Origin of the sequence: Virgisporangium aliadipatigenens, assembly GCF_016863615.1 — a bacterium.
GTDB lineage: Bacteria > Actinomycetota > Actinomycetes > Mycobacteriales > Micromonosporaceae > Virgisporangium > Virgisporangium aliadipatigenens.
Window position 1 is genome coordinate 356,946 of sequence record NZ_BOPF01000007.1, and the last position, 19,875, is coordinate 376,820.

Consider the following 19,875-nt stretch of genomic DNA (forward strand, 5'->3'; position numbering starts at 1 on the left):
ATGAGCGAGAAGATCGAACTCAGGCTGAAGATCGACAACTGGGACGAGAAGCCGTACCGGGAGCTGGCCGACGGCACGAAGTTCGCCCGGGCGCAGGTGGCCCTCAGCGACCCCACCGGTGCCGTCGAGTCCGCCGCGTACGAGGGGCTGCTCTACTACGCGGCCGACGGCACCAGCAGTTACGTCACGCTGATGGCGCTGTCCGGCACGTTCGGCGGGCGCGCCGGCAGCCTCGTCCTGCGCGGCAACGGCAGCTACGACGGGACCACGGCCACCGGCCGGATGACGGTCGTGCCGGGCTCCGGGACGGGTGGGCTCGCCGGCGTCACGGGCACCGCCACCAGCGTCTCCACGCACGCCGACTACCCGTTCATGCCGCTCACCCTCGAAATCGCATGAACGGTGGCATGACCGACGTGGATCGGGTCGGCAACGTGCTCGGGGCGCTCGCCCTGTCCGTCACCGACCTCACGGCGGCGGCCATCACCGACGACACCGGACACGCGCCGTCGGCCGCCGCCGCCCTGTCGGCCCTGCACCAGTTCCTCGACCGGCCGACCGTCGACCGGCTGCGCCAGGTGCTCGGCCTCACCCACTCCGGCGCCGTGCGGCTCGTCGACCGGCTCGACGCCGCCGGGCTCGTGGTGCGCGAGGCCGGGCCGGACAGTCGTTCGCGGGCCGTCGTGCTGACCGACAAGGGCCGCGCGGCCGCCGTCCGGGTCACCGCCGCGCGGACCGCCGCCCTCGGTGCCGCCCTGGCCTCCTTCTCCGCGGGGGAACGCCAGACGCTGCACACCCTGCTGAGCAGGCTGATGGCCGGGGTCGTCGAGGCGAAGGACGGCGGCGCCTGGATCTGCCGGCTCTGCGACGTCCAGGCGTGCGGCCGCACGGAGGGCCACTGCCCCACGGCCAACGCCGCCGCCGCGAAATATCCGGATGCGCCGCGCTTCCCGCGCCGGTAAAGATGCGGCGTGCTGGATATCCGCAGCGAAGAGCCCGGTGACCGGGAGCGGGTGCGGGCCGTCGTGCTCGCGGCGTTCGGGGAGACCCGCGTGGCCGATCTCGCCGAGGCGCTGCCGCCCGGCCCGTCCCTGGTGGCCGTCGAGGACGACCGCATCGTCGGGCACGTGCGGCTCTCCCCGTCCTGGGTGGACGCGCCGCGCCGACTCGTCGACACGCTGGTGCTGAGCCCGTTGAGCGTGCTGCCCGGGCGGCAGAGGCGGGGGATCGGCGCGGCACTCGTGCGGGCCGCCCTCGCCGCCGCCGAGAAGGCCGGCGCGCCGCAGGTGTTCCTGGAGGGACACCCCGGCTACTACCCGCGCTTCGGCTTCGGGCCCGGCCGCGACCTCGGCTTCACGCCGCCGTCGACGCGCATCCCGGACCCGGCGTTCCAGGTGGTGACGCTTGCGGCCGACGAGCCGTGGATGCGCGGCGCCCTCGTGTACAACGACGTCTTCTGGCGCCACGACTGCGTCGGCCTGCGCTAGATCCCGGCGACGAACTCCCGCAGCCGCCGCCAGGCGTCCTCCCGCGCGAACGCCGTCGCCTCCGGCGTGCCCCCGTTGTCGAACAGCACCCCCGGCCCCGGCAGCACCGAGACGGTGGTCGGCGAGTACGGCGGCGCCGCGATGAGATGCCCCGCACCGGGGTACACCACGTTCTCGTGCGGGCGCCCGTGCGCGGCCAGCCGCGCGGCGGCGATCTCGTGGAACTCCGGCCCGTAGCCCTGATCGTCCTCTGTGGACAGCAGCAGCACCGGCCCGTTGATCCGTTCGACCGGGATGGTGGCCGCCTCGCGCGTCGGCAGCTCCAGCGCGGGCCGGAACACCGCGCGCAGCGTCGCCGGCGCCCCCTCCGCGACGGCGTCGCGCACCTCGTCGGCCACGACGTGCGGCAGGTACGGCACCGGCTCGCCGCCCAGCGTCCAGCCGGCGACCGGCGTGCTCACGATGTCGAGGAACGACCCGAGCGTGAAGTCGGCCCCCTGCGTCACGACCCCGCTGCCGACGACGCTCACGACGCCGCGCACCGCCGGGAAGTGCGCGCCCACCAGCAGCGCCGCCTCGCCGCCCTTGGAACCGCCGGCCACCACCACCCGGGACGGGTCCACCCGCGGGTGCGCGGCGAGCCGGTCGACGGCCCGGGCGAGGTACTCCAGCGGCACGTCGACCAGCGCCGGCGGCAGCCCCGCGGCGCCGAAGTAGGCCAGTGCCACCACGACGAAGCCGTGCCGGGCGAGCAGGGCCGCGTCGGTGTCGTGCAGCCCGCCCTCGGAGCCGCCGAGCAGCAGCACACCGGGCAGCCCGGTGGCGTCACCGGCCGGCTCGTAGCAGACGCCGACCGAGCCGTCACCGAGGTCGCTGCGATGAAGCCCGTCGGGGACGCGTAGCCGTTCGACATGAACGACGGCGACCGGGGCGGCGTCGACCTCGGCGACCAGGGTGAGCACGTCGGGCGTCGCGATCGGGGCGTCGGCGTCGGGGGTCATCGACGTGATCAGCCGCATCGGACGCTCCGGCACGACGGTCCCGTCCGCCCCGGCGGTGAACGTCTCCACCGCGCCCCACGGCGTCCCGGTCGGGTCGGTCTGCGACGCGCGCATGGTGACGGCGGCGCCGGCCGGCAGCCCGTCGACGACGATCGTCAACGCCTCGTCGAACGCGGGCCGAGGCGGGGAAACCGTGATACGCGGCATGCGAGCACGCTACGGCACCCCACCGACAAGCTAGGTTTCGGCACTACCTAGATAGCTGTGCTATCTTCCTCCGCGTGGATCCGGACCGGCGCAGCCAATGGCTTCGCGGCGTGCTCGACCTGTGCGTGCTCGGACTGCTCGCCGACGGCGAGTCCTACGGATACGAGCTGGCCCAGGCGCTCACCCGCGCGGGCCTCGGCCCCATTCAGGGCGGCACCCTCTACCCGGTGCTGCTGCGCCTGGAGCGCACCGGCCTCGTCGCCACCGACTGGCGCGCGGGAGAGGCCGGCCCGGCCCGCAAGTACTACCGGCTGACCCCGGCCGGCGAGCAGACCCTGCGGGCCGCCGCCAGCGACTGGCGGGGGTTCGCGGGGCAGGTCGGCACGGTACTGGAAACGGCGGTGAAGTGATGCAGGACTGGTTCGACGTCTTCCGGTCGGCCCTGCTGCGTCGGGGCGTCCCGCACGCCACGGTGCGGCAGGTGGTCGAGGAGGCACGCGCCCACACCGGCGACAGCGGCGAGCCACCGCTGTCGGCGTTCGGCGGCCCCGAGGCCTACGCCGACGCGGTCGTCGCCTCGCTCACGCCGACCGACCCCGGCCGCACCCGCGCGCCGCGCGGCGACGTCCTGCTGCGCGCCCGCGGCATCACCAAACGCTTCGGCCGCCGCACCGTCCTGCGCGACGTCGCCCTCGACGTGCACGCCGGCGAGGTGCTCGCGATCGTCGGCGCGAACGGCTGCGGCAAGAGCACGCTGCTGAAGATCTGCGCCGGCATGGTCAGCCCGGACAGCGGCACCGTCGAGATCGCCGGCCGGGTCGGCTACTGCCCGCAGGACGGCGGCACGATCGAGTTCCTCACCGCCGACGAACACTTCCAGCTCGTCGGCGCCGGCCGCGGACTCGGCCGGGCCGACGCCCGCGAACACGGGCGCACCTGGGCCGGCCGCCTCGACTGGGCCGACCCGGGCGCCACCCAGGCCCGGCACCTGTCCGGCGGCACCCGGCAGAAGCTGAACCTCACCATGTCCGCGCTCAGCGAACCCGACGTGCTCCTGCTCGACGAGCCGTACCAGGGCTTCGACCGCGGCACCTACCTCAACTTCTGGGACCTGGTGTGGGCGTGGCGCGACCGCGGCCGCGCCGTCGTCGTGGTCACCCACCTGCTCGCCGAGCTGGACAAGGTCGACACCGTGCTGACCCTGGGGGAGTCGCGCTGATGCGCAAGACGTGGACCATCGCCGAACTGACCGTTCGGGACGTGCTGCGCCGCCGGGGCGTCATCGTGCTGATGCTGCTCCTGCCGACGGCGTTCTACCTGCTGCGGCACAACGACTCGCCGGGGCAGTCCGTGCGGCTGCTGTGCCTCGGGCTCTCGTGGGGCGTCAGCACCGCCGGGCTGTTCGTCGCCGCGAGCGCGCGGGCCGTCGAGCCGCGGCTGCGCCTGTCCGGATACGCCACCGCCCAGCTGTACCTGGGGCGGCTCTGTGCACTGTGGACACTCGGGTTCGCGCTGTTGGTGCCGTTCGCGGTCGTGGTGCGGTTCGACCATCCGTGGATGCGCCCGGCGGGGATCGTGCTGGCCATGGCGTTCTGCGTGCTGATCGGGGCGCCGCTCGGGCTGCTCATCGGCGGGCTGCTGCCGCGCGAGCTGGAGGGCATGCTCCTGCTGCTGATCGTGTGCGCGCTGCAGATGATGGTCAACCCGGACGACCTGCTCATGGAGATGCTGCCGCTGTGGTCGTCCCGGGAGATCGGCATCTGGGCCGTCGACGAACCCGACGACCTCGGCTACCTGCTGCGCGGGGTGGCCGCCGGGGTGGCGTGGACGATCGCGCTCGTCGGGCTGGTCGGCGGGGTGTCGGCGGTCCGGCTGCGCCGCAGGGCCCACGTGCGGGCGCTCTAGAAATTTCTACGCCGCCCGGCGTGTCCGGTTTCGGGGCCTTATGTGCCCGCCATGACGGCAAGGTCGGCGGCGATGTCCGCGCCCTCGATGCGGCCACGGCGCCACAGCTCCGCGTGCCGTGCCTCGCCGTGCGCCTCCAGTTGCTCCGCCGCCAGGTGGAACGCCACCCGCATGGCCAGCCCTCGCGCGCCCGCCACCACGTGCGCGGCGGTCGGGTCCTTCGCGGCGGCCGTCACCTCGTCGCGCAGCCCGGCCGGCACGGCGGACATGCCCTCGCCCCGGGACAGGGCGCGCAGCACGTCGAGGGAGAGCACGTTCGTCGTGCCCTCCCAGATCGGCAGCACCTGCGCGTCGCGCAGCAGCCGGGGCAGCCCGGTGTCCTCGACGAACCCGGCCCCGCCGAACGACTCCACCAGCTCGCTCGCGGCGGCCACGGCCAGCTTCGCGGTCGCCAGTTTCGCCAACGGCGCCACGATCCGCAGCCGGTCGGCCGCCTCGGCGTCGCCGTCGACCTCCACGCGTCCCAGCAGCGCGAACGCGTGCGACGCCAGGACGAACGCCGCCGCCGCGTCGACCTCGACCGCGCCGAGCGTCGCCCGGTGCAGAGGGCTGTCGGCGAGCCTCGTCGGACCGGCCACGAGGCGACGTTCGGCGTAGTCCCGGGCGTAGGCGAGCCCGCGTGCCATGCCGGCGGCGGCCGCGGCCGCATTGTGCAGGCGGGTCACCACGACCAGCGTCATCATCCGGGACAGCCCGCCGTTTCGCGGGTCGCCGAGCGGCACGCCCTCGGCCCGTTCGAGCGCCACCTCGGCCGTCGGCACCGCACGCGTGCCGAGCTTCTCCTTCAACCGGTGCAGCCGCACGCCCTCCTGCGCCCGCGGCACCAGGAACGGCGCCAGCACCCGGCTGCCGCCGCCGGCGCCCTCCGGACGGGCCAGCGCGACCGCCATCGCCGAGTCGATCGCCGAACAGAACCACTTCTCGCCGGTCAGCCGCCAGGTGCCGGTCCCGCCGTCGGGATGGGCCACGGTGTCGGTGCGGGAGATGTCCGAACCGCCCTGCGACTCGGTCATCCACTGGCCGCTCGTGACGGCGGTGTCCGGGTCGGTGCTGGTGAGGCGTTCGAGCCAGGGGCCGCCGTCGACCTCCGGGCGGGACAGCAGGGCGGCGGCGCCGTCGGCCATCGCGACCGGACAGGTGAACGTCGCCGACTCCGGCCCGAAGACGTGCAGCAGCGCGTGCTGCACCACCCGGGCACCGGCACCCCACGTGCGGCGCGCCTGCGGCAGGTACGGCAGCGCCACGATCGCGTGCCGGGCGGCCGCCCGCCGCAGCGTCTCCCAGCCGGGTGCCGTCTCGACCCGGTCCACCCGCGCGCCCCAGCCGTCGTAGCGGCGCAGCACCGGCGGATGCTCCTCCGCGTCCCGGTGCGCCTCCCGCAGCGGCCCGGCGGCGTCGGCCGACAGTTCGACCAGATGTTTCTCCGCGGCGGCGTGCCCGTCGGCGCCCAACGCCCGCGCCAGCCACCCGGCTAGAACGGGGTCGCTACCGTACGGATCGCAAAGCCGCGGCTCCTGCTGCACGAAACGGGGCATGCCTTACAGGGTGCCCCGTCGTCGGCGATTTCGCGGCCGCACCAACCGGACGCCGCCCCCGGCGCGTCTGTCCGGGCGACGGGACCGCACGACCGGAAGGCCGCACGGTGGACAGGACGCCCCCGCCGCGACACCTCGAACTCGAGCCCGTGGTGCTGCGCCACCCCGACCCGGGCCGGGTCGCACCGCCGCCGGCGCCACCGGGACGGCTGCTCACCTGGACCGCGTACGCGTCGGCCGGACTGATCCTGCTGTTCGGCGTCTCCGTCGTGTACGTGCTCGCGGCGCGCGCCTTCCCCGGCGCGGCACCCGACCCGGTCGTCGGGAGCGACCCGCCCGCGGCCACGGCTTCGGTCGCGCGAACGGCCTCGCCGGCCGCCGCGGCACCGGCCGTGGTGGGCACGCTCGGTCCGGGACACTGCCCGCCGGCCGTGACGTACGGCGGCGGCCGCCCCGAGGCGCTGCCGCAGCGCGCGCCGACCCGCGTCACCGTGTGCCGGTACCGGTTCCCGACGGCCGGCGCCGCACCCGGGACCCTCGTGGGAACGCCCGTCGACGGCCGGCCGCGCGACTTCGACGCCGCCGCGCGCGCCTACCTCGACGGCGACGCCTGCCGCCCGGCGAAACCCGACGGCGACGCGGTCCCCGTCGACGTGGTGTACCTCGTCTACGGAAACACGCCCGCGGTGTTGTGGATCGTGCGCGCGCCGTGCGCCGACCCGCGGGCCACGGATCCGGCCGCCGCGCTGCAAAGCGCCGTCGACGACCTGCTCGGCCCGCCCTGACACCTGAGCGAGTGCAGAGCGCGGCGCCTGGACCGCAGCGCAGCGGAGGGAAGCCGCCGTGGGGCGGAGCCGTGCACCGAGCGGGAAACACTGCGGAAAGGGCTAGTCTCGATGGCCGTGACGAGTGAATCTTGGGCATTGGGCGGCGACCGGCCCGTCGCGCGCATCGGCTACGGGGCCATGAAGCTCACCACGTGGCCGCGCGGCGACCGGCGGCCCGACCGCGACACCGCGCTGGCGATCCTGCGCCGTGCCGTCGACTCCGGTGTGAACCACATCGACACGTCGCACTACTACAGCCACGACGGCGTCGCCGCGAACGACCTCATCCGCGAGGCGCTGCACCCCTACCCGGCCGATCTCGTGATCGTCACCAAGGTCGGCGCGCTCGTCGAGGGTTCCGACGTCGGGCTGCCGCCCGGGGAGCTGTCCGGGCTCACCCGTGACGGGCTGCGCCGCGGCGTGGAGAACAACCTGCGCACCCTCGGCGTCGACCGGCTCGACGCGGTCAACCTGCGCCTCGGCGAACGCGGCCGGGTCGGCGGTCCCGTCGCGGAGGCGCTGACGACGCTGCTCGCCCTCCGGGAGGAGGGGCTGATCCGGCACCTCGGCGTCTCCAACGTGACCGCCGCCCAGGCGCGCACGATCGCGCCGATCGCGTGCGTGCAGAACATGTACAACATCGCGCACCGCGACGACGACCCGCTGATCGACGAGCTGGCGGCGGCCGGCATCGCCTACGTGCCGTTCTTCCCCGTCGGCGGGGGTCACCAGCCGATCGCCGCCGACGCGCTCGCGGCCGTCGCGGCCCGCCACGGCGCCACCGTCCAGCAGGTGGCGCTGGCGTGGCTGCTGCACCGTTCGCCGAACATCCTGCTCATCCCCGGCACCGGCAGCCTCGCGCACCTGGCGGAGAACCTCGCCGCCGCCGACCTGAAGCTGACCGCCGACGACCTCGCGGAACTGCGCTGATGGACCGGCAGCGGCTCAGCAGCATCGCCCACACGCACCACCCGATCGCGTCGCCGATCTTCGGCCACAACGCCAACCGGCTGCTACACCGCTGCGGCCGCCGCCCGAACGCCCGCATCCTCGACCTCGGCTGCGGCGAGGCGGCGTGGACGCTGCAGGCCCTGGCGTTGCACGTCGACGGGACGGCCGACGCCGTCGACACCAGCCCGTACGCCCTCGAACGCGCCGCCGCCGCGGCCGAGGCGCGGGAACTCGCCGACCGGATCACGCTGCACGAGCGCGACGCCCGGTCGTACGTTCCCGACGGGGACTACGACCTCGTCATGTGCGTCGGCTCCACGCACGTCTTCGGCGGCTTCACCGACACGCTTGCGCACGCCGGCCGGCACGTGAACGCCGACGGCGTGCTGCTGGTCGGCGAGGGCTTCTGGCAGGTGCCGCCGACCGACGCGGCGCTGGCCGCCCTCGACGCGACCCCGGAGGACTTCACGGATCTGCCGGAGCTGGTCGACACGGCCGAGGCGGCCGGCTGGACACCGGTGTACGCGCACGTCAGCGACCCGGCCGAGTGGGACAACTACGAGTGGTCGTGGGTCGGATCGCTCACCGAGTGGGCCATCGACAACCCGGGCCACCCGTCGGCGGCGGAGGCGCTGGGGCTCGCCCGGTCGCACCGGGAGGGATGGCTGCGCGGCTACCGGGGCGTGCTGGGCTTCGCGACGTTCGTGCTGCGGCGGCTCTCGCCGGACCGCGCGGTCTAGACGAGCCTGAGCTGGCCGGCCGCCGTCGTCAGCGGCCCCAGGTCGCCGGTGCGGTGGTGCCGCCGGCACAGCACCTGGTAGTGCACGTCGGCCGGCTGTTCCTCGGCCGCCTCGGTGATGTCCCCGACGACGAACTGCGCCCCCTCGCGGGCCACCGTCCCGTCGACGACCCGGGCGTTGAGCAGCCCCGGCCGGCCGCACCAGCACAGCACCTCCACCTGGAGGCGGACCAGTTCGTCGGCCATCTCGAACAGCTTGCGCGCGGCCGGGAACAGCGCCGTGCGGAAGTCGGTCGCCAGGCCGAACGCGTAGACGTCCACGTCGGAGTGGTCGACGAGGTCGGCGAGCTGGTCGACGTGTTCCTCGGTGTAGAAGTGGACCTCGTCGCAGACCAGGTAGTCGACGCGGCCGCCGTCGGCCCACCGTTCGCGCACGAGGGCGCGCAGGTCGGTCTCGTCGGTCACCTCGACCGCGTCCCGGCCCAGGCCGATCCGGCTGCTGATCTTCGCCTCGCCGCTGCGGTTGAACCGGGTGAGCAGCATGCCGACGCGCCCCTGCCGGCCGTGGTTGTGGTCCAGCTGGAGCGCCAGCGTCGACTTGCCGGCGCCCATCGGCCCGTAGAAGAACTTGAGCGCGGCACCGTGGCGCAGCCGGCCGTCACCGGAGACTGCGCACGCTTCGGGGTCGAGGGTCACGATCGGGCAGGTTACAGCTTCTCCGGCGGAACGTTGCCGGCAGCCGTGATCGCGCGACGCATCGGCACCAGCGCCACGCAGACCGTTCCCACGAGGAAGAAGACCAGCAGCGAGATGATCGCGACCCGGTAGCTGCGGGTCAGGTCGTAGGCGAGGCCGAACAGCAACGGCCCCATCCAGCTCGTCCCGCGACTGGAGATCTCGTAGAGGCCGAAGTACTCGCCCTCCTTGCCGGCCGGGATCAGCTGGCTGAACAGCGACCTGGCGAGGGCCTGGCTGCCGCCGAGCACGATCCCGATCGCGGCCCCCATCGCGATGAACGCCCACGCCACCCCCGCCGGCAGCACGTAGGCGACGAGGACGATGACGGTCCACAGCACCAGGCTGACGATCAGCGTCTTCATCGCGCCGATCCGCTTGGCCATGGCGCCGAGGCCCAGTGCGCCGAAGAACGCCAGGAACTGCACCATCAGGATGGTCGGGATGAGCACGTCGTCGGGGAGGTCGAGCTCCTCGGCGGCGTACACGCTGGACAGGCCGATGACGGTCTGGATGCCGTCGTTGAAGATCAGGAAGGAGACCAGGAACGCCAGCGTCAGCGGGTACGCCCGCAGCGACCGGAACGTGTGCCACAACTGCGTGAAGCCGGCCGACAGGACCCGCCCCACGCCGCCCGACACGACGCCGTCGACCGGCGGCCGGTCCCGCAGCAGCGCCACCGACACCGTCGTGAACGCCGCCCACCACACCCCGGCCGAGGCGAGGCTGTAGCGGGCCACCTCTCCGGTCGACATGCCGAGGTCGTCCTTGAACAGCACCGCCACCACGTTGAACAGCAGCAGCAGCCCGCCGCCGAGATAGCCGAACGCCCAGCCGACGCTGGAGACCGAGTCGCGCTGGTCGGGGCCGGCGATCTGCGGCAGGTACGAGTTGTAGACGACGACGCTGCAGCCGTAGAAGATGTTCGCCAGCAGGAACAGCACCGCGCCGAGCATGTACCGGTCGCCGGTGAGGAAGAGGAACCCGATCGTGCAGGCGGCCCCCAGATAGGCGCCGCCGCCCATCAGCCACCGCTTGTGCGCCGAACGGTCCGCGATCGCGCCCATCACCGGCAGTACGAGCACCGTCACGATCACCGAGACGACCGTCGCGTACGGGTACACCGAGCCGGGCGCCACGTCGATGCCGAAGAACGGCACCGTGGCGTCCTTGCACGGGTCGTCGTCGACACAGCCGGCCGCCGTCTTGGCGATCGCCGTCAGGTACGGGCCGAGGAAGACCGTGATGACCGTGGTGTAGAACGCCGAGTTCGCCCAGTCGTACCAGTACCAACCGACCCGTTCGCGACGGGTGCTCGGCTCCGGCGGCCCCGCGGGGACCGTATAGCCGGCGACCGGTACGGACATGGCGCCACCTTCCAGCACTCAGGAGAACCATGCGCCGCGGGCGGTGTACACCTCGCGCAGAATCTCGATGCGATCGGTCATGATGCCATCCACACCGAGATCCAGTAAGTGGTGCATCGCCCGCGGGTCGTCGATCGTCCACACGTGCACCTGGAGCCCCAGCCGGTGCGCCATCGACACGAACGCCTCGTCGACCACGGTGATGCGACCCTGGCGCCACGGCACCTGCGCGGCGACCACCCCGGCGGGGATCCGCGGCGGCCGGCGCAGCCGGGCGGCCAGCCACAGCCGGGCCACCTCGCGCTTTCCCATCGAGGTGGCCAGTTCCGGCCCGAACTCCTTACGGATGCGGGCGAGCCGCCGATCGGAGAAGGATGCAAGCAGGACCCGCTTCTCGACCCCGGCCCGACGGACGAGATCCACTGTTGGGCCGACGGCCGGGTCCGCCTTGACGTCGATGTTGAATCGGACGTTCGGCCATTCTTCGAGAACCTCATCAAGCCGGGGCACAACGGTCGCGCCCCCGTCGCGGACGCTCCTCAGGTCGGCCCAGCTGACGTCGCGGACCCGTCCGGGACGGCCCAGCATCCGGTGGAGGGTCTTGTCGTGGAACACCACCACGACCCCGTCGGAGGTGGCGTGCACGTCGGTCTCGACGTACCGGTAACCGGCGGAGATCGCCCGGGCGAACGCCGCGGGGGTGTTCTCGTCACCGACGGCCGCACCGCCGCGGTGGGCGAACGCGATGGGGCGCGGGGCGTCCAGGTACGGGTGCACGTTCGGCAGTATCCTCCGGACGACCGACCGGCGGGTTGACGACAGATGGCCTGACCCCGGCGCGGGTGCGGCCTTAGTAATGTGGCGGGCATGCGCGTGCTGGGTATCGACTTCGGCACGTCGAACACTGTGGGCATGCTGCGGCTGCCGGACGGGCGGCTGCGCCCCCTGCTGTTCGACGGGTCTCCTCTGCTGCCGTCGGCGGTCTACCTCGGCACGGACGGGCGGATGCTGATCGGCCGTGACGCCGAGCGTCACGCCCGTCTCGACCCGAGCCGGTTCGAGCCCAACCCGAAGCGGCGCATCGACGACGGCCACATCTTCCTGGGTGACCGCGAACTGCCGGTCGAGCAGGTGTTCGGCCAGGTCATCGGGCAGGTCGCCACGGAGGCGCGGCGCCAGCTCGGCGGCCCGCCGCAGGAGGTGCGCCTGACCCACCCGGCCCGCTGGGGCGAGCGGCGGCGGGGCGTCCTGATGGAGGCGGCGCGGGCCGCCGGCCTCGGCACGCCGCGGCTGTTCGCCGAGCCGGTCGGTGCCGCCTCGTACTTCACGGCGGTGCTCGGGGCGCAGGTGCCGGTGGGGCGCAGCCTCGCCATCTACGACCTCGGCGGCGGCACGTTCGACGCGACGGTGGTGCGCCGCACCCAGAACGGCTTCGACGTGCTGGCCGAGGAGGGGCTCGCCGACGTCGGCGGCCTCGACTTCGACCACGCCGTCGTCGAGCACCTGGGCCAGACGTACCGGGCCTCGCACGGCGCCCAGTGGGAGAAGCTGGTCAGCCCGACCGACGCCGCCGACCGGCGGTCCCGGCGGATGCTCTACGAGGACGTGCGCGGCGCCAAGGAGATGCTGTCGCGCACGACCAACGCGGACATCCACCTGCCCGCGCTGGAGGTCGACGCGCACCTGACCCGCGAGGAGTTCGAGGGGCTGGTGCGGCCGTATCTGGAGCGCACGGTCGCCTGCCTGCAGCGCGCGATCGCGGCCGCCCGGGTCCAGCCGAACGAGCTGGTGGGGATCTTCCTGGTCGGTGGTTCGTCGCGGATCCCGCTCGCCGGGCACCTGATCCACACCACGCTGGGTATCGCCCCTACCACGCTCGAACAGCCGGAGACGGTGGTCGTCGAGGGCGCGTTGTGCATCGGCGCGGCCCGCCCGACGGGTGCCTCGTCCGGGGTGCCGCAGACCGCCCCGCCGCGCGGCCCCGCCGGGCCGGGTCCCGCGCGTCCGGGTCCGGTGGCGCCGGTCTCCGGCCCGCAGAACAGGCCGATCTCCGGGCCGGCCGCCCAGCCGCAGCGCCCCGCGGTGCAGCAGCCGATGCAGCCCGCCGCCCAGCAGATGGCCCGCCCCGTATCGGCACCTCCGCCGCAGCAGCAACGGCCGGTCTCGACGCCGCCGATGAACCAGCCGCCGATGCAGGCGGGGCCGCAGGTGTCGTTGCAGCGTCCGGGGCCGCGCCCGCCGCAGGCCGCCACGTACCGGCCGGGTCCGGCGGTGCCGCAGCGCCCGGTGGGGCCGGCCGTGCCGCAGGGCCGCCCGATGCAGCAGACGCCGCCGCAGATGATGCGCCCGCAGCCCCAGCAGCAGCGGCCCCCGGTGCAGCCGATGCGTCAGGCGCCTCCGCCGCAGCAGCGCACCTGGTACACGGAGCCGACCGTGCTCGGCACCATCGGGGTGCTCGTCGTCGTGGCGATCCTGTTCATCGTGCTGCTCAACACGGCGTTCGGCGGCTGAGCCCCGGGCGGTTCAGCGCTGGCCGCCGCTGACGAGGAGGACGTCGCCGGTGATCCATCGGGCGGCCGGGGAGGCCAGGAAGACGGCCACCGGGCCGTAGTCCTCCGGGGTGCCGAGCCGGCCGAGCGGGATGCCCGCGACGGTGGCGTCGGCCTGCGGCGATCCGACGAACCCCATGGCGCGGGTGCCGTCGGTGTCGGAGGGGCTGGGCGCGATGGCGTTCACGCGGATGCCGCGCGGTGCCAGTTCCTTGGCGGCGATCAGGGTCACCGAGTTGACGGCGCTCTTCGTGGCGACGTACATGGCGCTGTAGGGCGGATGGCCGACGGTGCCGGCCGTGGAGAGGTTGATGATCGCGCCGTCGTCGATGTCGTTCTGGGCGGCCATCGCCTGCATGGTCAGCAGGGTGCCCCACAGGTTGGTGTCGACCTGCCGCCGGTAGTCTTCCTCGGTGACGTCGGTGAACGGCGCGAACGTGTACACGCCCGCGTTGTTCACCAGGACGCGCACCGGCCCGAACGCCTCGCGGGCGGCGGCGAACAGCGCGGACACCTCGCCGCGGCGGGTCACGTCGGCCCGTACGGCGACGGCTCGACCGCCGGCCTCGGTGATGTTCCTGACGACCCGCTCGGCGGCGGTGTCGTCGGTGCGGTAGTTGACCACGACCGGGGCTCCGGCGGCCGCGAGCGCGGTGGCGATGCCGGCCCCGATGCCCTTGGCGGCGCCGGTGACCACGGCCGTGCGGTGGTGCAGTGTGTCGTTCATGGCGCCGACCGTAGGCACATCGGTTTCTTTTCGTAAGTACGTACCTTTTTGTAAGCTACTGCCGTGGCGGTGAGTGAACAGCTCCAGACGGCGTACCGGATGCTCGCCGGTGACACGTTCGACAGCCGGTGCGCGTCGCGACCGGTGATGGACCAGGTGACGACCCGCTGGGGCACCCTGGTGATCGCGGCGCTCGTCACCGGCCCGCACCGCTTCTCCGCACTGCACCAGCGCGTCGGCGGCATCAGCCAGAAGATGCTGTCGCAGAACCTCAAGTCGCTGGTGCGCGCCGGACTCGTCGAGCGGCACGTGGAGCCGACGGTGCCGCCGCAGGTCACCTACAGCCTGACCGCGCTCGGGGAGAGCCTCGCCGAGCCGCTGTGCGAGCTGCTGCGCTGGTTCGGCGAGCACACCGAGGCGATGCTGGACGCGCAGCGGCGCCACGACGCGGCGGCCTGACGCCGGTGCGCGTCGGCGGGGCCGGTCAGGTCGGCGACCACCAGCGCCCGAGCGAACTGGCGGCCGGGTCGTCGCTGCCCAGCAGCGCCGCCCACGGGTCGCCGGCCCCCTCGGTGGCGGCGTAGTCCAGCAGGTCCGCGCTCGGCGGCGCGTCCTGCGGCACGGTCGTCGGGTCGTCGCCGGTGCCCGGTTCGGCCACGGCGGAGGGGTCGCTCCACGGGTAGCCGTCCACCGGGGCCGGCGGCGTCAGTTCCAGCTGCTCGGGGAAGTCGGCCGGGCTCCAGTCGGCGTCCGGGTCGACGTCGGGGTTGGCGCCCACGACCGTCTCGGTGCTGACCGGCTCGCCGTCGTCGTCGGGCAGCTGCCACGCGTCGGGGCCGTCGCCGTGCGGCGGGTCGCCGCCGTCGTCGCCGGGCGTGTCGTCGGCGCCCAGGTCGGCCAGGTCCTGACCGTCCCCGAGCACCGACATCGGCTCGTCTTCGAGGTAGCCGGCGTCGGCGTGCCCGTCCTCGTGCCCGGGGTCGTCGCCGGAATCACCGGGGTCGCCGAGGTCGTGGGCCTCCGGGTAGCCGCCGGGGTCGTCGTACCCCAGCGACTCCTCGGCCCCGGGAAGGTCGCCGGTGTCGGCGGAGGTGTCCCCGGTGTGGTCCTCGTCTTCGGGCCAGCCGCCCCAGTCGTGATCCATGTGTTACCCCTGAGCCTCGGCCGGGTCGACCGGCGCCGCCGGGAGGATCTGGCGTACGCGCACCAGCACCTCGTCGAGCTGTTTGATCCGGGCCCGGAGCCCTTCGCGTTCCTGGGCCAGGGCCGCCTTCTTCTTGGCCCGGCCGGCCTTGTCCTCGGCCATCGCCTTGTCGATGTTGGCGATGTGGGCGTCGAGCTGCTGCAGGCGGCGCTCGATCGCCTCGTCGAGGGCGAGGGTCAGCGCGTACTGCAGGTCGGTGAAGCGGTGCATGATCTCGTCGGAGAGGGCGGCCCGGGCTTCGCCCATCACCTCGCGCAGCCACTGCCGGGCCTGCTGCCGGTCGGCCATACCCTTCCGCTTGAAGATCATATAGGCGCCGGCGGCGAGGCCGATGCCGATCCCGACGACGGGCAGCGCGACCGACGCCGCCGTCAGGGCGCCGCCGCTGAGGCCGAGCGCGCCGACCCCGGCCGTGGCACCGGTGATCGCCCCCCGGCCGGCCATCATCGCGATACCGGCGCTGGACATGACCACCATGCCGCCGTCGCCCGGGGCCTTGTCCGGCCGCCGGGTCGAGGTGAGCGCGTGCCGGAGGCGGGCGTTCAGCTGGCGCAGCACGTAGTGCAGCTCGTGCGGGTGGAACACCTGGGCGAGGACCCGCTCGCCGACCTTGCGGAAGCGGAACTCCAGGTCGTGCGAGAGCCGCACCGACAGGGCGTGCAGGGAGCGGTCGACCTCCTCGGGAAGGTTCTTGATGTCGCCGCTGCTCGCCTTGTCGATCTTGTTGAGGTACTCCTCCTGCAGCTTGCCCACATACGTACGCAGCCGCGTGGTGGCCTCGACCCGGGCCCGCTGCGTCTCGGTGTTGAGCGCTAGGGACCACTGGCGGGACTCGGTGCGCTTGCGGGCGGCGACCTTCGCACGTTCGTCCTTGGCGCGCTGCGCGTCGGCCGGGTCGGGGTCGGTCGCCTTCATCTTCTCGCCGATCTCCACGTCGAGGCGGATCACCTCGCTGCGGACCGAACGCAGCACGTTCGCCAGCTGGATCGCGTGGCCCTTGCGGGACAGCTCGATCAGCGCGTGCTGCAGCTCGGCGATGCGCGACTCCTTGATCAGCTCCGCCTGCGCCTCGCCCTGCATGGTGATCGCCATCTCGGCCAGCCGCGCCGACACCGGGAACCACGGCGCCGTGCCGAACCGGGGCGCGTGCGCCTGCAGCTGTCCCTTGTTGTCGGCGAGGATGGTGCGCCAGCCGTGGTTGGCGTCGACCTTGGTCAGCGCGAACAGCACGAAGTTGACCCGCTTGCTCGCCTCGATGAGGAAGTCCAGCTCCGGCTTGGAGAACGGCGAGGACGAGTCGACGACGAACAGCAGCGCGGTGGCCCGTTCGACGGCGTCGAGCGCGATCTCGGCGTGCATCGGGTCGAGCCCGCCGACGCCCGGGGTGTCGATCAGCGACATGTACTGCAGCAGCGGCGCGGAGTGGTGCACCTCGATCCGCCGCGGCGGGCGCATCCCCTCCGGCACCCGGCCGAACACGGTGCCCCAGTTGCGCAGGTCGTTGTGGGTGAGCGAGATCGGGTCCTCGCGTCCGGGCACCCACGCGCGGGCGGAGTGCTGCGCCGCGTGCCGGAACTCCAGGAACGCCGACGTCGCGACGGCCGCGTCCACCGGCGACAGGTTCGGCACGCCGATCAGCATGTTCGTCAGCGAACTCTTGCCACGCTTGGTCTCCCCGACGATCACGATCGACGGTCGGGTGACGTCGCGGCGCTTCATCACGTCCAGGTCGGCGGCCGCATCGGGGTCGATCTTGCGCAGGAACGCCAACCCACCGTCGACGCCCTGCTTGAGCAGCTTCTGCAGGGCCGCTTCCGGGTTGGGTCGCTGGCCTCCGGCCTGTTGCTGCTGGGCGGGCGCTGTCACCGGTCCTCCTCGTTCGCACGGCTGTTGGTCGAACGGCCGGCGGCCGTCTGGTACACGGTGACGATCGGTGGCCGCAGCACCCGCCCGGTCCGGTCGGTGTAGCCGGGCACCTCGACGGCGGCGATCGTGCCGGCCTGCGTCGGGTCCTTCGTCGGCGTGGTGCCGCCGGCCTCGTGCCGCGCCGGGTCGAACCGGTCGCCGAGCGGCTCGACGCTGGTGACGCCGGCGTCGGCCAGCGCCGCGTTGAGCCGGTCGGAGAGGGCCTTGCTGGTGACCCGGTCCCGCACGTAGATGCAGGCCCGCACCAGTGCGGCACGGTCGGCCTCGGTGCGCGAGCCGTCCCCGCCGCCGCTGCGCTGGGTCGTGTGGGCGTTCACCGGAGGGGCCGAGGTCGGCGCGCCGGAGACCGGGGCGACGGCGCCGACCGGCCGGCGCACCGAGCGCCCGGCGACGACCAGGATCACGAGCGTGATCAGGCCGGTGACGCCGGCGCCGAGCAGGGCCGCCAGGGCCGGGAACGGCGAGAAGACCGGCGCCTTGCAGTCGGCCAGCTCCTTGTCGGCCCGGGCGCGCGCCTCGGCCTGCGCCTGAGCCTGTGCCTGGGCCTGCGCGTCCTGCTTGCTCTTGTCGGCGGCGGCGTCGCCGAAGTTGCTGTCGGCCGTCGGCGTGGCGGTCCGCGGGGCGAGGCCGCCGCTGGTGGGGCTCGGCTGGGCGGTCGGCTGCGCCGGTGCGGTGGTGGCGACGGCCGGCACGAGATCGGCCCCGTTCGGCGGGCATCCCGGCGGGGTGGACCGGCTGACGAGGCCGACCACGATCGCGGTCACCAACGCGAGCACCGCCGCCGCGGCTCCGGCGAGCACCCGCAGGCTGTTGGGAGACATCCGTTCGCTCCTAGTTGAACCGGGCCTGCCCGCGCACGCGCTGGGACAGCAGATAGAAGCCACGATGCGCGACGAGCGCAACCCGTGACTGGGCGGGGCTGGCTCCGGCGACGGCGTATGCGCGCCACCGGGTGGCGGCTTCGAGGGCGGCCTTCACCAGGTTCTCGTTCGGGGCGCCGGGCAGGCTCAGGATCCAGTGCGGGTCGCTGGACAGGGCGAGCTTGGTCAGCTCGTTCTGCATGTCGTCGGGCAGCTCGACGGCGCCGGTCGTCACCAGCTGGGCGGCCTCCAGCAGCCGCAGCCGGTGGTAGTCGGCCTGGCCGAGGACCCGTTCGATGGCGTCGCGCAGCAGTTCCCGGTCGGCCGGCCGTTCGGCGTGGCTGGCGATCTTCTCCAGGCTGGACAGCCCCCAACCGGCCTTGATCGCGTCGCTGCGCCACCGGAACGCCTGGTCGAGCGTCTGCCGCAGCCGCATGAACCCGGAGGCCTGCAGCAGCAGCCGCACCAGCTCACCGGTGGCCAGCTGCGGCCGCTGGACGAGCATGTGGATGGCGAAGCTGATCCCGTAGAGGTCGAGCAGGCGCAGCAGGCGTTCCCTCGACTCACGGGTGACGACCGACTCCCGGGAGCAGAACAGGTCGACGGAGGCGAGCAGCACCTGGCGCTCGACCTGGGGCAGGGCGGACAGCTGCCGCAGCGCCTCGCAGTCGGCGGCGGTGAGCCGGCCGGCCTCGGTGGTCTCGGCGAGCAGCCCGACGATCGGAACGACGTCGGAGACCACCCGCCGCAGCACCTTCGCCTGGTCGGAGGCGAGCGGCTCGGCGACCGGCCACGGGTCGGCGCCGCTGCCGGCGAGCTTGTCCACCTTGTTGAACAGCCCGAGCGAGTTGATCGGGTTGCTGGACAGCCGCGCCGACATCGACCGGAACGCCTCCAGGGCCTGCACGTCGTCCTCGCGCACGGACTGGGTGAAGACGTAGATGATCGCCTCCGACCCGGACAGCGCACGCGCGGAGTCGTCGTCGATGTCGTCGTCGATCGGCGCCTCGTTGAACAGGAAGCGCCGCGCCTGGTCGGAGACGGCCGTGTTGGCGCTGGCGAGGCCGGGCGTGTCGATGACGGTCAGGTCGCGCAGGTGGTTGCTGGTCAGCGTCACGTCCACGTAGGCGATCTCCGAACGCGGCACGCCGAGACGCTGCGGGATCATGCCCGCCTCGTCCAGCGGCAGGCTGGCGCGGGTGCCGTTGTGGCGCACGACGTCGACCCGGTCGGATGCCCCGTACCGGAACTGCGTCACGATGCGGGTGCACTCGCCGACCTCGGTCGGCGCGACGCGGCGGCCGATGAGCGCGTTGACGAGGGTGGACTTACCGGCTTTCAGCCGTCCGGCGATCGCCACCCGTAGCGGCTCTCCGAGCCGTCGGCGCACGTCGAGAACCTGCGCCTGGGTCGCACCGCCGAGTCGGTGGCCGACCTCCTGGCAGAGGTCGGCCACCCGCGAGCTCAAGGGTCCTGGTGCCATCTATGAAGTTTCGTCCTGTATGTGATCGGTCGGTCGGGGCGTCGACTCATACTGTCGCGGATCCGCAAGTGGTACCAGTGGCGACACCCGCTGGCACGCACGTTCGTATCCCCGACACGACAGTAGGAACCGCGGGTGTACTGGGCCACAATGGCGTCGTGGCCGTCATCCGGACGGTCCCGTAGTGTTCGCTGTCGGCGTTGCTCTTGCTCGCTGGCTGGTATGTGGTCTGTATCGGTCAGCGACAACAGTACGAATATCCTGCCCGCGGCAGGATCCCATGTTTGTGCCAGCCCGTGGGGAGGACAGGAG

General features: G+C 73.2%; 21 protein-coding genes. 11 read left to right on the forward strand and 10 right to left on the reverse strand.

Features of this window, described 5'->3' with window-relative positions; all coding sequences use genetic code 11:
- Genes Val02_RS12360 through Val02_RS12370 form a run of 3 tightly spaced genes read left to right on the forward strand, consistent with a single transcriptional unit; the run spans nt 1 to nt 1,487 of the window.
- Nucleotides 1–399 (forward strand): DUF3224 domain-containing protein, encoded by a 399-nt coding sequence (locus Val02_RS12360; RefSeq protein ID WP_203899111.1) that lies wholly within the window; start codon nt 1–3, stop codon nt 397–399.
- 8 nt (nt 400–407) lie between these two features.
- The gene (locus tag Val02_RS12365; RefSeq protein ID WP_203899112.1) at nt 408–962 is read left to right on the forward strand and encodes a MarR family winged helix-turn-helix transcriptional regulator; all 555 of its coding nucleotides are present in this window, start codon (nt 408–410) and stop codon (nt 960–962) included.
- Between the two features lie 9 nt (nt 963–971).
- A complete protein-coding gene (locus Val02_RS12370; protein WP_239152767.1) occupies nt 972–1,487 on the forward strand; it encodes a GNAT family N-acetyltransferase in 516 nt (171 codons plus the stop codon).
- On the opposite strand, the gene Val02_RS12375 is transcribed toward Val02_RS12370, so the two are convergent.
- A complete protein-coding gene (locus tag Val02_RS12375; RefSeq protein ID WP_203899113.1) occupies nt 1,484–2,695 on the reverse strand; it encodes an acyl-CoA thioesterase/bile acid-CoA:amino acid N-acyltransferase family protein in 1,212 nt (403 codons plus the stop codon). The genes Val02_RS12370 and Val02_RS12375 overlap by 4 nt on opposite strands.
- Before the next feature lie 74 nt (nt 2,696–2,769).
- On the opposite strand from Val02_RS12375, the gene Val02_RS12380 reads away from it, so the two are divergent.
- From Val02_RS12380 to Val02_RS12390, 3 genes are read left to right on the forward strand one after another with little or no spacing between them, the layout of a single operon-like run.
- Nucleotides 2,770–3,105: a PadR family transcriptional regulator gene (locus Val02_RS12380; RefSeq protein ID WP_203899114.1), complete on the forward strand. Its 336-nt coding sequence runs from the start codon at nt 2,770–2,772 to the stop codon at nt 3,103–3,105.
- Nucleotides 3,105–3,914, forward strand: coding sequence for an ABC transporter ATP-binding protein (locus Val02_RS12385; protein ID WP_203899115.1), 810 nt, complete (start codon nt 3,105–3,107; stop codon nt 3,912–3,914). Before Val02_RS12380 ends, Val02_RS12385 begins: the two co-directional genes overlap by 1 nt.
- On the forward strand, nt 3,914–4,600 hold the full coding sequence (locus tag Val02_RS12390; protein ID WP_203899116.1) for a hypothetical protein: 687 nt from the start codon (nt 3,914–3,916) through the stop codon (nt 4,598–4,600). Before Val02_RS12385 ends, Val02_RS12390 begins: the two co-directional genes overlap by 1 nt.
- Nucleotides 4,601–4,638: 38 nt before the next feature.
- Here the strand turns inward: Val02_RS12390 and Val02_RS12395 are convergent, their stop codons facing one another.
- Complete coding sequence (locus tag Val02_RS12395) at nt 4,639–6,195, reverse strand: acyl-CoA dehydrogenase family protein (protein ID WP_203899117.1); 1,557 nt, start codon at nt 6,193–6,195, stop codon at nt 4,639–4,641.
- Nucleotides 6,196–6,302: 107 nt separating this feature from the next.
- On the opposite strand from Val02_RS12395, the gene Val02_RS12400 reads away from it, so the two are divergent.
- The 3 genes from Val02_RS12400 (at nt 6,303) to Val02_RS12410 (ending at nt 8,713) form a co-directional block, all read left to right on the forward strand.
- Nucleotides 6,303–6,980 carry a hypothetical protein gene (locus Val02_RS12400; RefSeq protein WP_203899118.1) on the forward strand — a complete coding sequence of 226 codons (678 nt, stop codon included), beginning with the start codon at nt 6,303–6,305 and terminating at the stop codon, nt 6,978–6,980.
- A gap of 111 nt (nt 6,981–7,091) precedes the next feature.
- On the forward strand, nt 7,092–7,952 hold the full coding sequence (locus Val02_RS12405; RefSeq protein ID WP_275415567.1) for an oxidoreductase: 861 nt from the start codon (nt 7,092–7,094) through the stop codon (nt 7,950–7,952).
- The gene (locus Val02_RS12410; RefSeq protein ID WP_203899120.1) at nt 7,952–8,713 is read left to right on the forward strand and encodes an SAM-dependent methyltransferase; all 762 of its coding nucleotides are present in this window, start codon (nt 7,952–7,954) and stop codon (nt 8,711–8,713) included. The genes Val02_RS12405 and Val02_RS12410 overlap by 1 nt, the downstream gene beginning before the upstream one ends.
- Here Val02_RS12410 and Val02_RS12415 read toward each other — a convergent pair.
- From Val02_RS12415 to Val02_RS12425, 3 genes are read right to left on the reverse strand one after another with little or no spacing between them, the layout of a single operon-like run.
- Nucleotides 8,710–9,408 carry a thymidine kinase gene (locus Val02_RS12415; RefSeq protein ID WP_239152769.1) on the reverse strand — a complete coding sequence of 233 codons (699 nt, stop codon included), beginning with the start codon at nt 9,406–9,408 and terminating at the stop codon, nt 8,710–8,712. The genes Val02_RS12410 and Val02_RS12415 overlap by 4 nt on opposite strands.
- An 11-nt stretch (nt 9,409–9,419) precedes the next feature.
- Nucleotides 9,420–10,814 (reverse strand): MFS transporter, encoded by a 1,395-nt coding sequence (locus Val02_RS12420; protein ID WP_203899121.1) that lies wholly within the window; start codon nt 10,812–10,814, stop codon nt 9,420–9,422.
- Nucleotides 10,815–10,832: 18 nt separating this feature from the next.
- Nucleotides 10,833–11,603, reverse strand: a complete 771-nt coding sequence (locus Val02_RS12425) for a glycerophosphodiester phosphodiesterase family protein (RefSeq protein WP_373317886.1) — start codon at nt 11,601–11,603, stop codon at nt 10,833–10,835.
- A 78-nt stretch (nt 11,604–11,681) separates the two neighbouring features.
- On the opposite strand from Val02_RS12425, the gene Val02_RS12430 reads away from it, so the two are divergent.
- Nucleotides 11,682–13,325: an Hsp70 family protein gene (locus Val02_RS12430; protein ID WP_239152772.1), complete on the forward strand. Its 1,644-nt coding sequence runs from the start codon at nt 11,682–11,684 to the stop codon at nt 13,323–13,325.
- A 12-nt stretch (nt 13,326–13,337) separates the two neighbouring features.
- On the opposite strand, the gene Val02_RS12435 is transcribed toward Val02_RS12430, so the two are convergent.
- Nucleotides 13,338–14,090: an SDR family NAD(P)-dependent oxidoreductase gene (locus tag Val02_RS12435; protein ID WP_203899123.1), complete on the reverse strand. Its 753-nt coding sequence runs from the start codon at nt 14,088–14,090 to the stop codon at nt 13,338–13,340.
- Nucleotides 14,091–14,153: 63 nt separating this feature from the next.
- Between Val02_RS12435 and Val02_RS12440 the strand changes: the two genes are divergently transcribed.
- The gene (locus Val02_RS12440) at nt 14,154–14,549 is read left to right on the forward strand and encodes a winged helix-turn-helix transcriptional regulator (RefSeq protein ID WP_239152774.1); all 396 of its coding nucleotides are present in this window, start codon (nt 14,154–14,156) and stop codon (nt 14,547–14,549) included.
- 25 nt (nt 14,550–14,574) lie between these two features.
- Here Val02_RS12440 and Val02_RS12445 read toward each other — a convergent pair whose 3' ends face one another.
- Genes Val02_RS12445 through Val02_RS12460 form a run of 4 tightly spaced genes read right to left on the reverse strand, consistent with a single transcriptional unit; the run spans nt 14,575 to nt 19,563 of the window.
- Nucleotides 14,575–15,234 (reverse strand): hypothetical protein, encoded by a 660-nt coding sequence (locus Val02_RS12445; protein WP_203899124.1) that lies wholly within the window; start codon nt 15,232–15,234, stop codon nt 14,575–14,577.
- Between the two features lie 3 nt (nt 15,235–15,237).
- Nucleotides 15,238–17,160, reverse strand: coding sequence for a dynamin family protein (locus Val02_RS12450; protein WP_239152776.1), 1,923 nt, complete (start codon nt 17,158–17,160; stop codon nt 15,238–15,240).
- Complete coding sequence (locus tag Val02_RS12455) at nt 17,157–18,041, reverse strand: nucleotide exchange factor GrpE (RefSeq protein ID WP_203899125.1); 885 nt, start codon at nt 18,039–18,041, stop codon at nt 17,157–17,159. Before Val02_RS12455 ends, Val02_RS12450 begins: the two co-directional genes overlap by 4 nt.
- Nucleotides 18,042–18,051: 10 nt before the next feature.
- Nucleotides 18,052–19,563, reverse strand: a complete 1,512-nt coding sequence (locus Val02_RS12460; protein WP_203899126.1) for a dynamin family protein — start codon at nt 19,561–19,563, stop codon at nt 18,052–18,054.
- Nucleotides 19,564–19,875: the final 312 nt, after the last annotated feature.

What these genes read in the sequence shown, in the direction of transcription:
- Val02_RS12360 (WP_203899111.1), top strand. Translation starts at nt 1, where the DNA reads ATGAGCGAGAAGATCGAACTCAGGCTGAAGATCGACAACTGGGACGAG.
- Val02_RS12365 (WP_203899112.1), top strand. Translation starts at nt 408, where the DNA reads ATGACCGACGTGGATCGGGTCGGCAACGTGCTCGGGGCGCTCGCCCTG.
- Val02_RS12375 (WP_203899113.1), bottom strand. Translation starts at nt 2,695, where the DNA reads ATGCCGCGTATCACGGTTTCCCCGCCTCGGCCCGCGTTCGACGAGGCG.
- Val02_RS12385 (WP_203899115.1), top strand. Translation starts at nt 3,105, where the DNA reads ATGCAGGACTGGTTCGACGTCTTCCGGTCGGCCCTGCTGCGTCGGGGC.
- Val02_RS12390 (WP_203899116.1), top strand. Translation starts at nt 3,914, where the DNA reads ATGCGCAAGACGTGGACCATCGCCGAACTGACCGTTCGGGACGTGCTG.
- Val02_RS12395 (WP_203899117.1), bottom strand. Translation starts at nt 6,195, where the DNA reads ATGCCCCGTTTCGTGCAGCAGGAGCCGCGGCTTTGCGATCCGTACGGT.
- Val02_RS12405 (WP_275415567.1), top strand. Translation starts at nt 7,092, where the DNA reads ATGGCCGTGACGAGTGAATCTTGGGCATTGGGCGGCGACCGGCCCGTC.
- Val02_RS12410 (WP_203899120.1), top strand. Translation starts at nt 7,952, where the DNA reads ATGGACCGGCAGCGGCTCAGCAGCATCGCCCACACGCACCACCCGATC.
- Val02_RS12420 (WP_203899121.1), bottom strand. Translation starts at nt 10,814, where the DNA reads ATGTCCGTACCGGTCGCCGGCTATACGGTCCCCGCGGGGCCGCCGGAG.
- Val02_RS12430 (WP_239152772.1), top strand. Translation starts at nt 11,682, where the DNA reads ATGCGCGTGCTGGGTATCGACTTCGGCACGTCGAACACTGTGGGCATG.
- Val02_RS12435 (WP_203899123.1), bottom strand. Translation starts at nt 14,090, where the DNA reads ATGAACGACACACTGCACCACCGCACGGCCGTGGTCACCGGCGCCGCC.
- Val02_RS12445 (WP_203899124.1), bottom strand. Translation starts at nt 15,234, where the DNA reads ATGGATCACGACTGGGGCGGCTGGCCCGAAGACGAGGACCACACCGGG.
- Val02_RS12455 (WP_203899125.1), bottom strand. Translation starts at nt 18,041, where the DNA reads ATGTCTCCCAACAGCCTGCGGGTGCTCGCCGGAGCCGCGGCGGCGGTG.
- Val02_RS12460 (WP_203899126.1), bottom strand. Translation starts at nt 19,563, where the DNA reads ATGGCACCAGGACCCTTGAGCTCGCGGGTGGCCGACCTCTGCCAGGAG.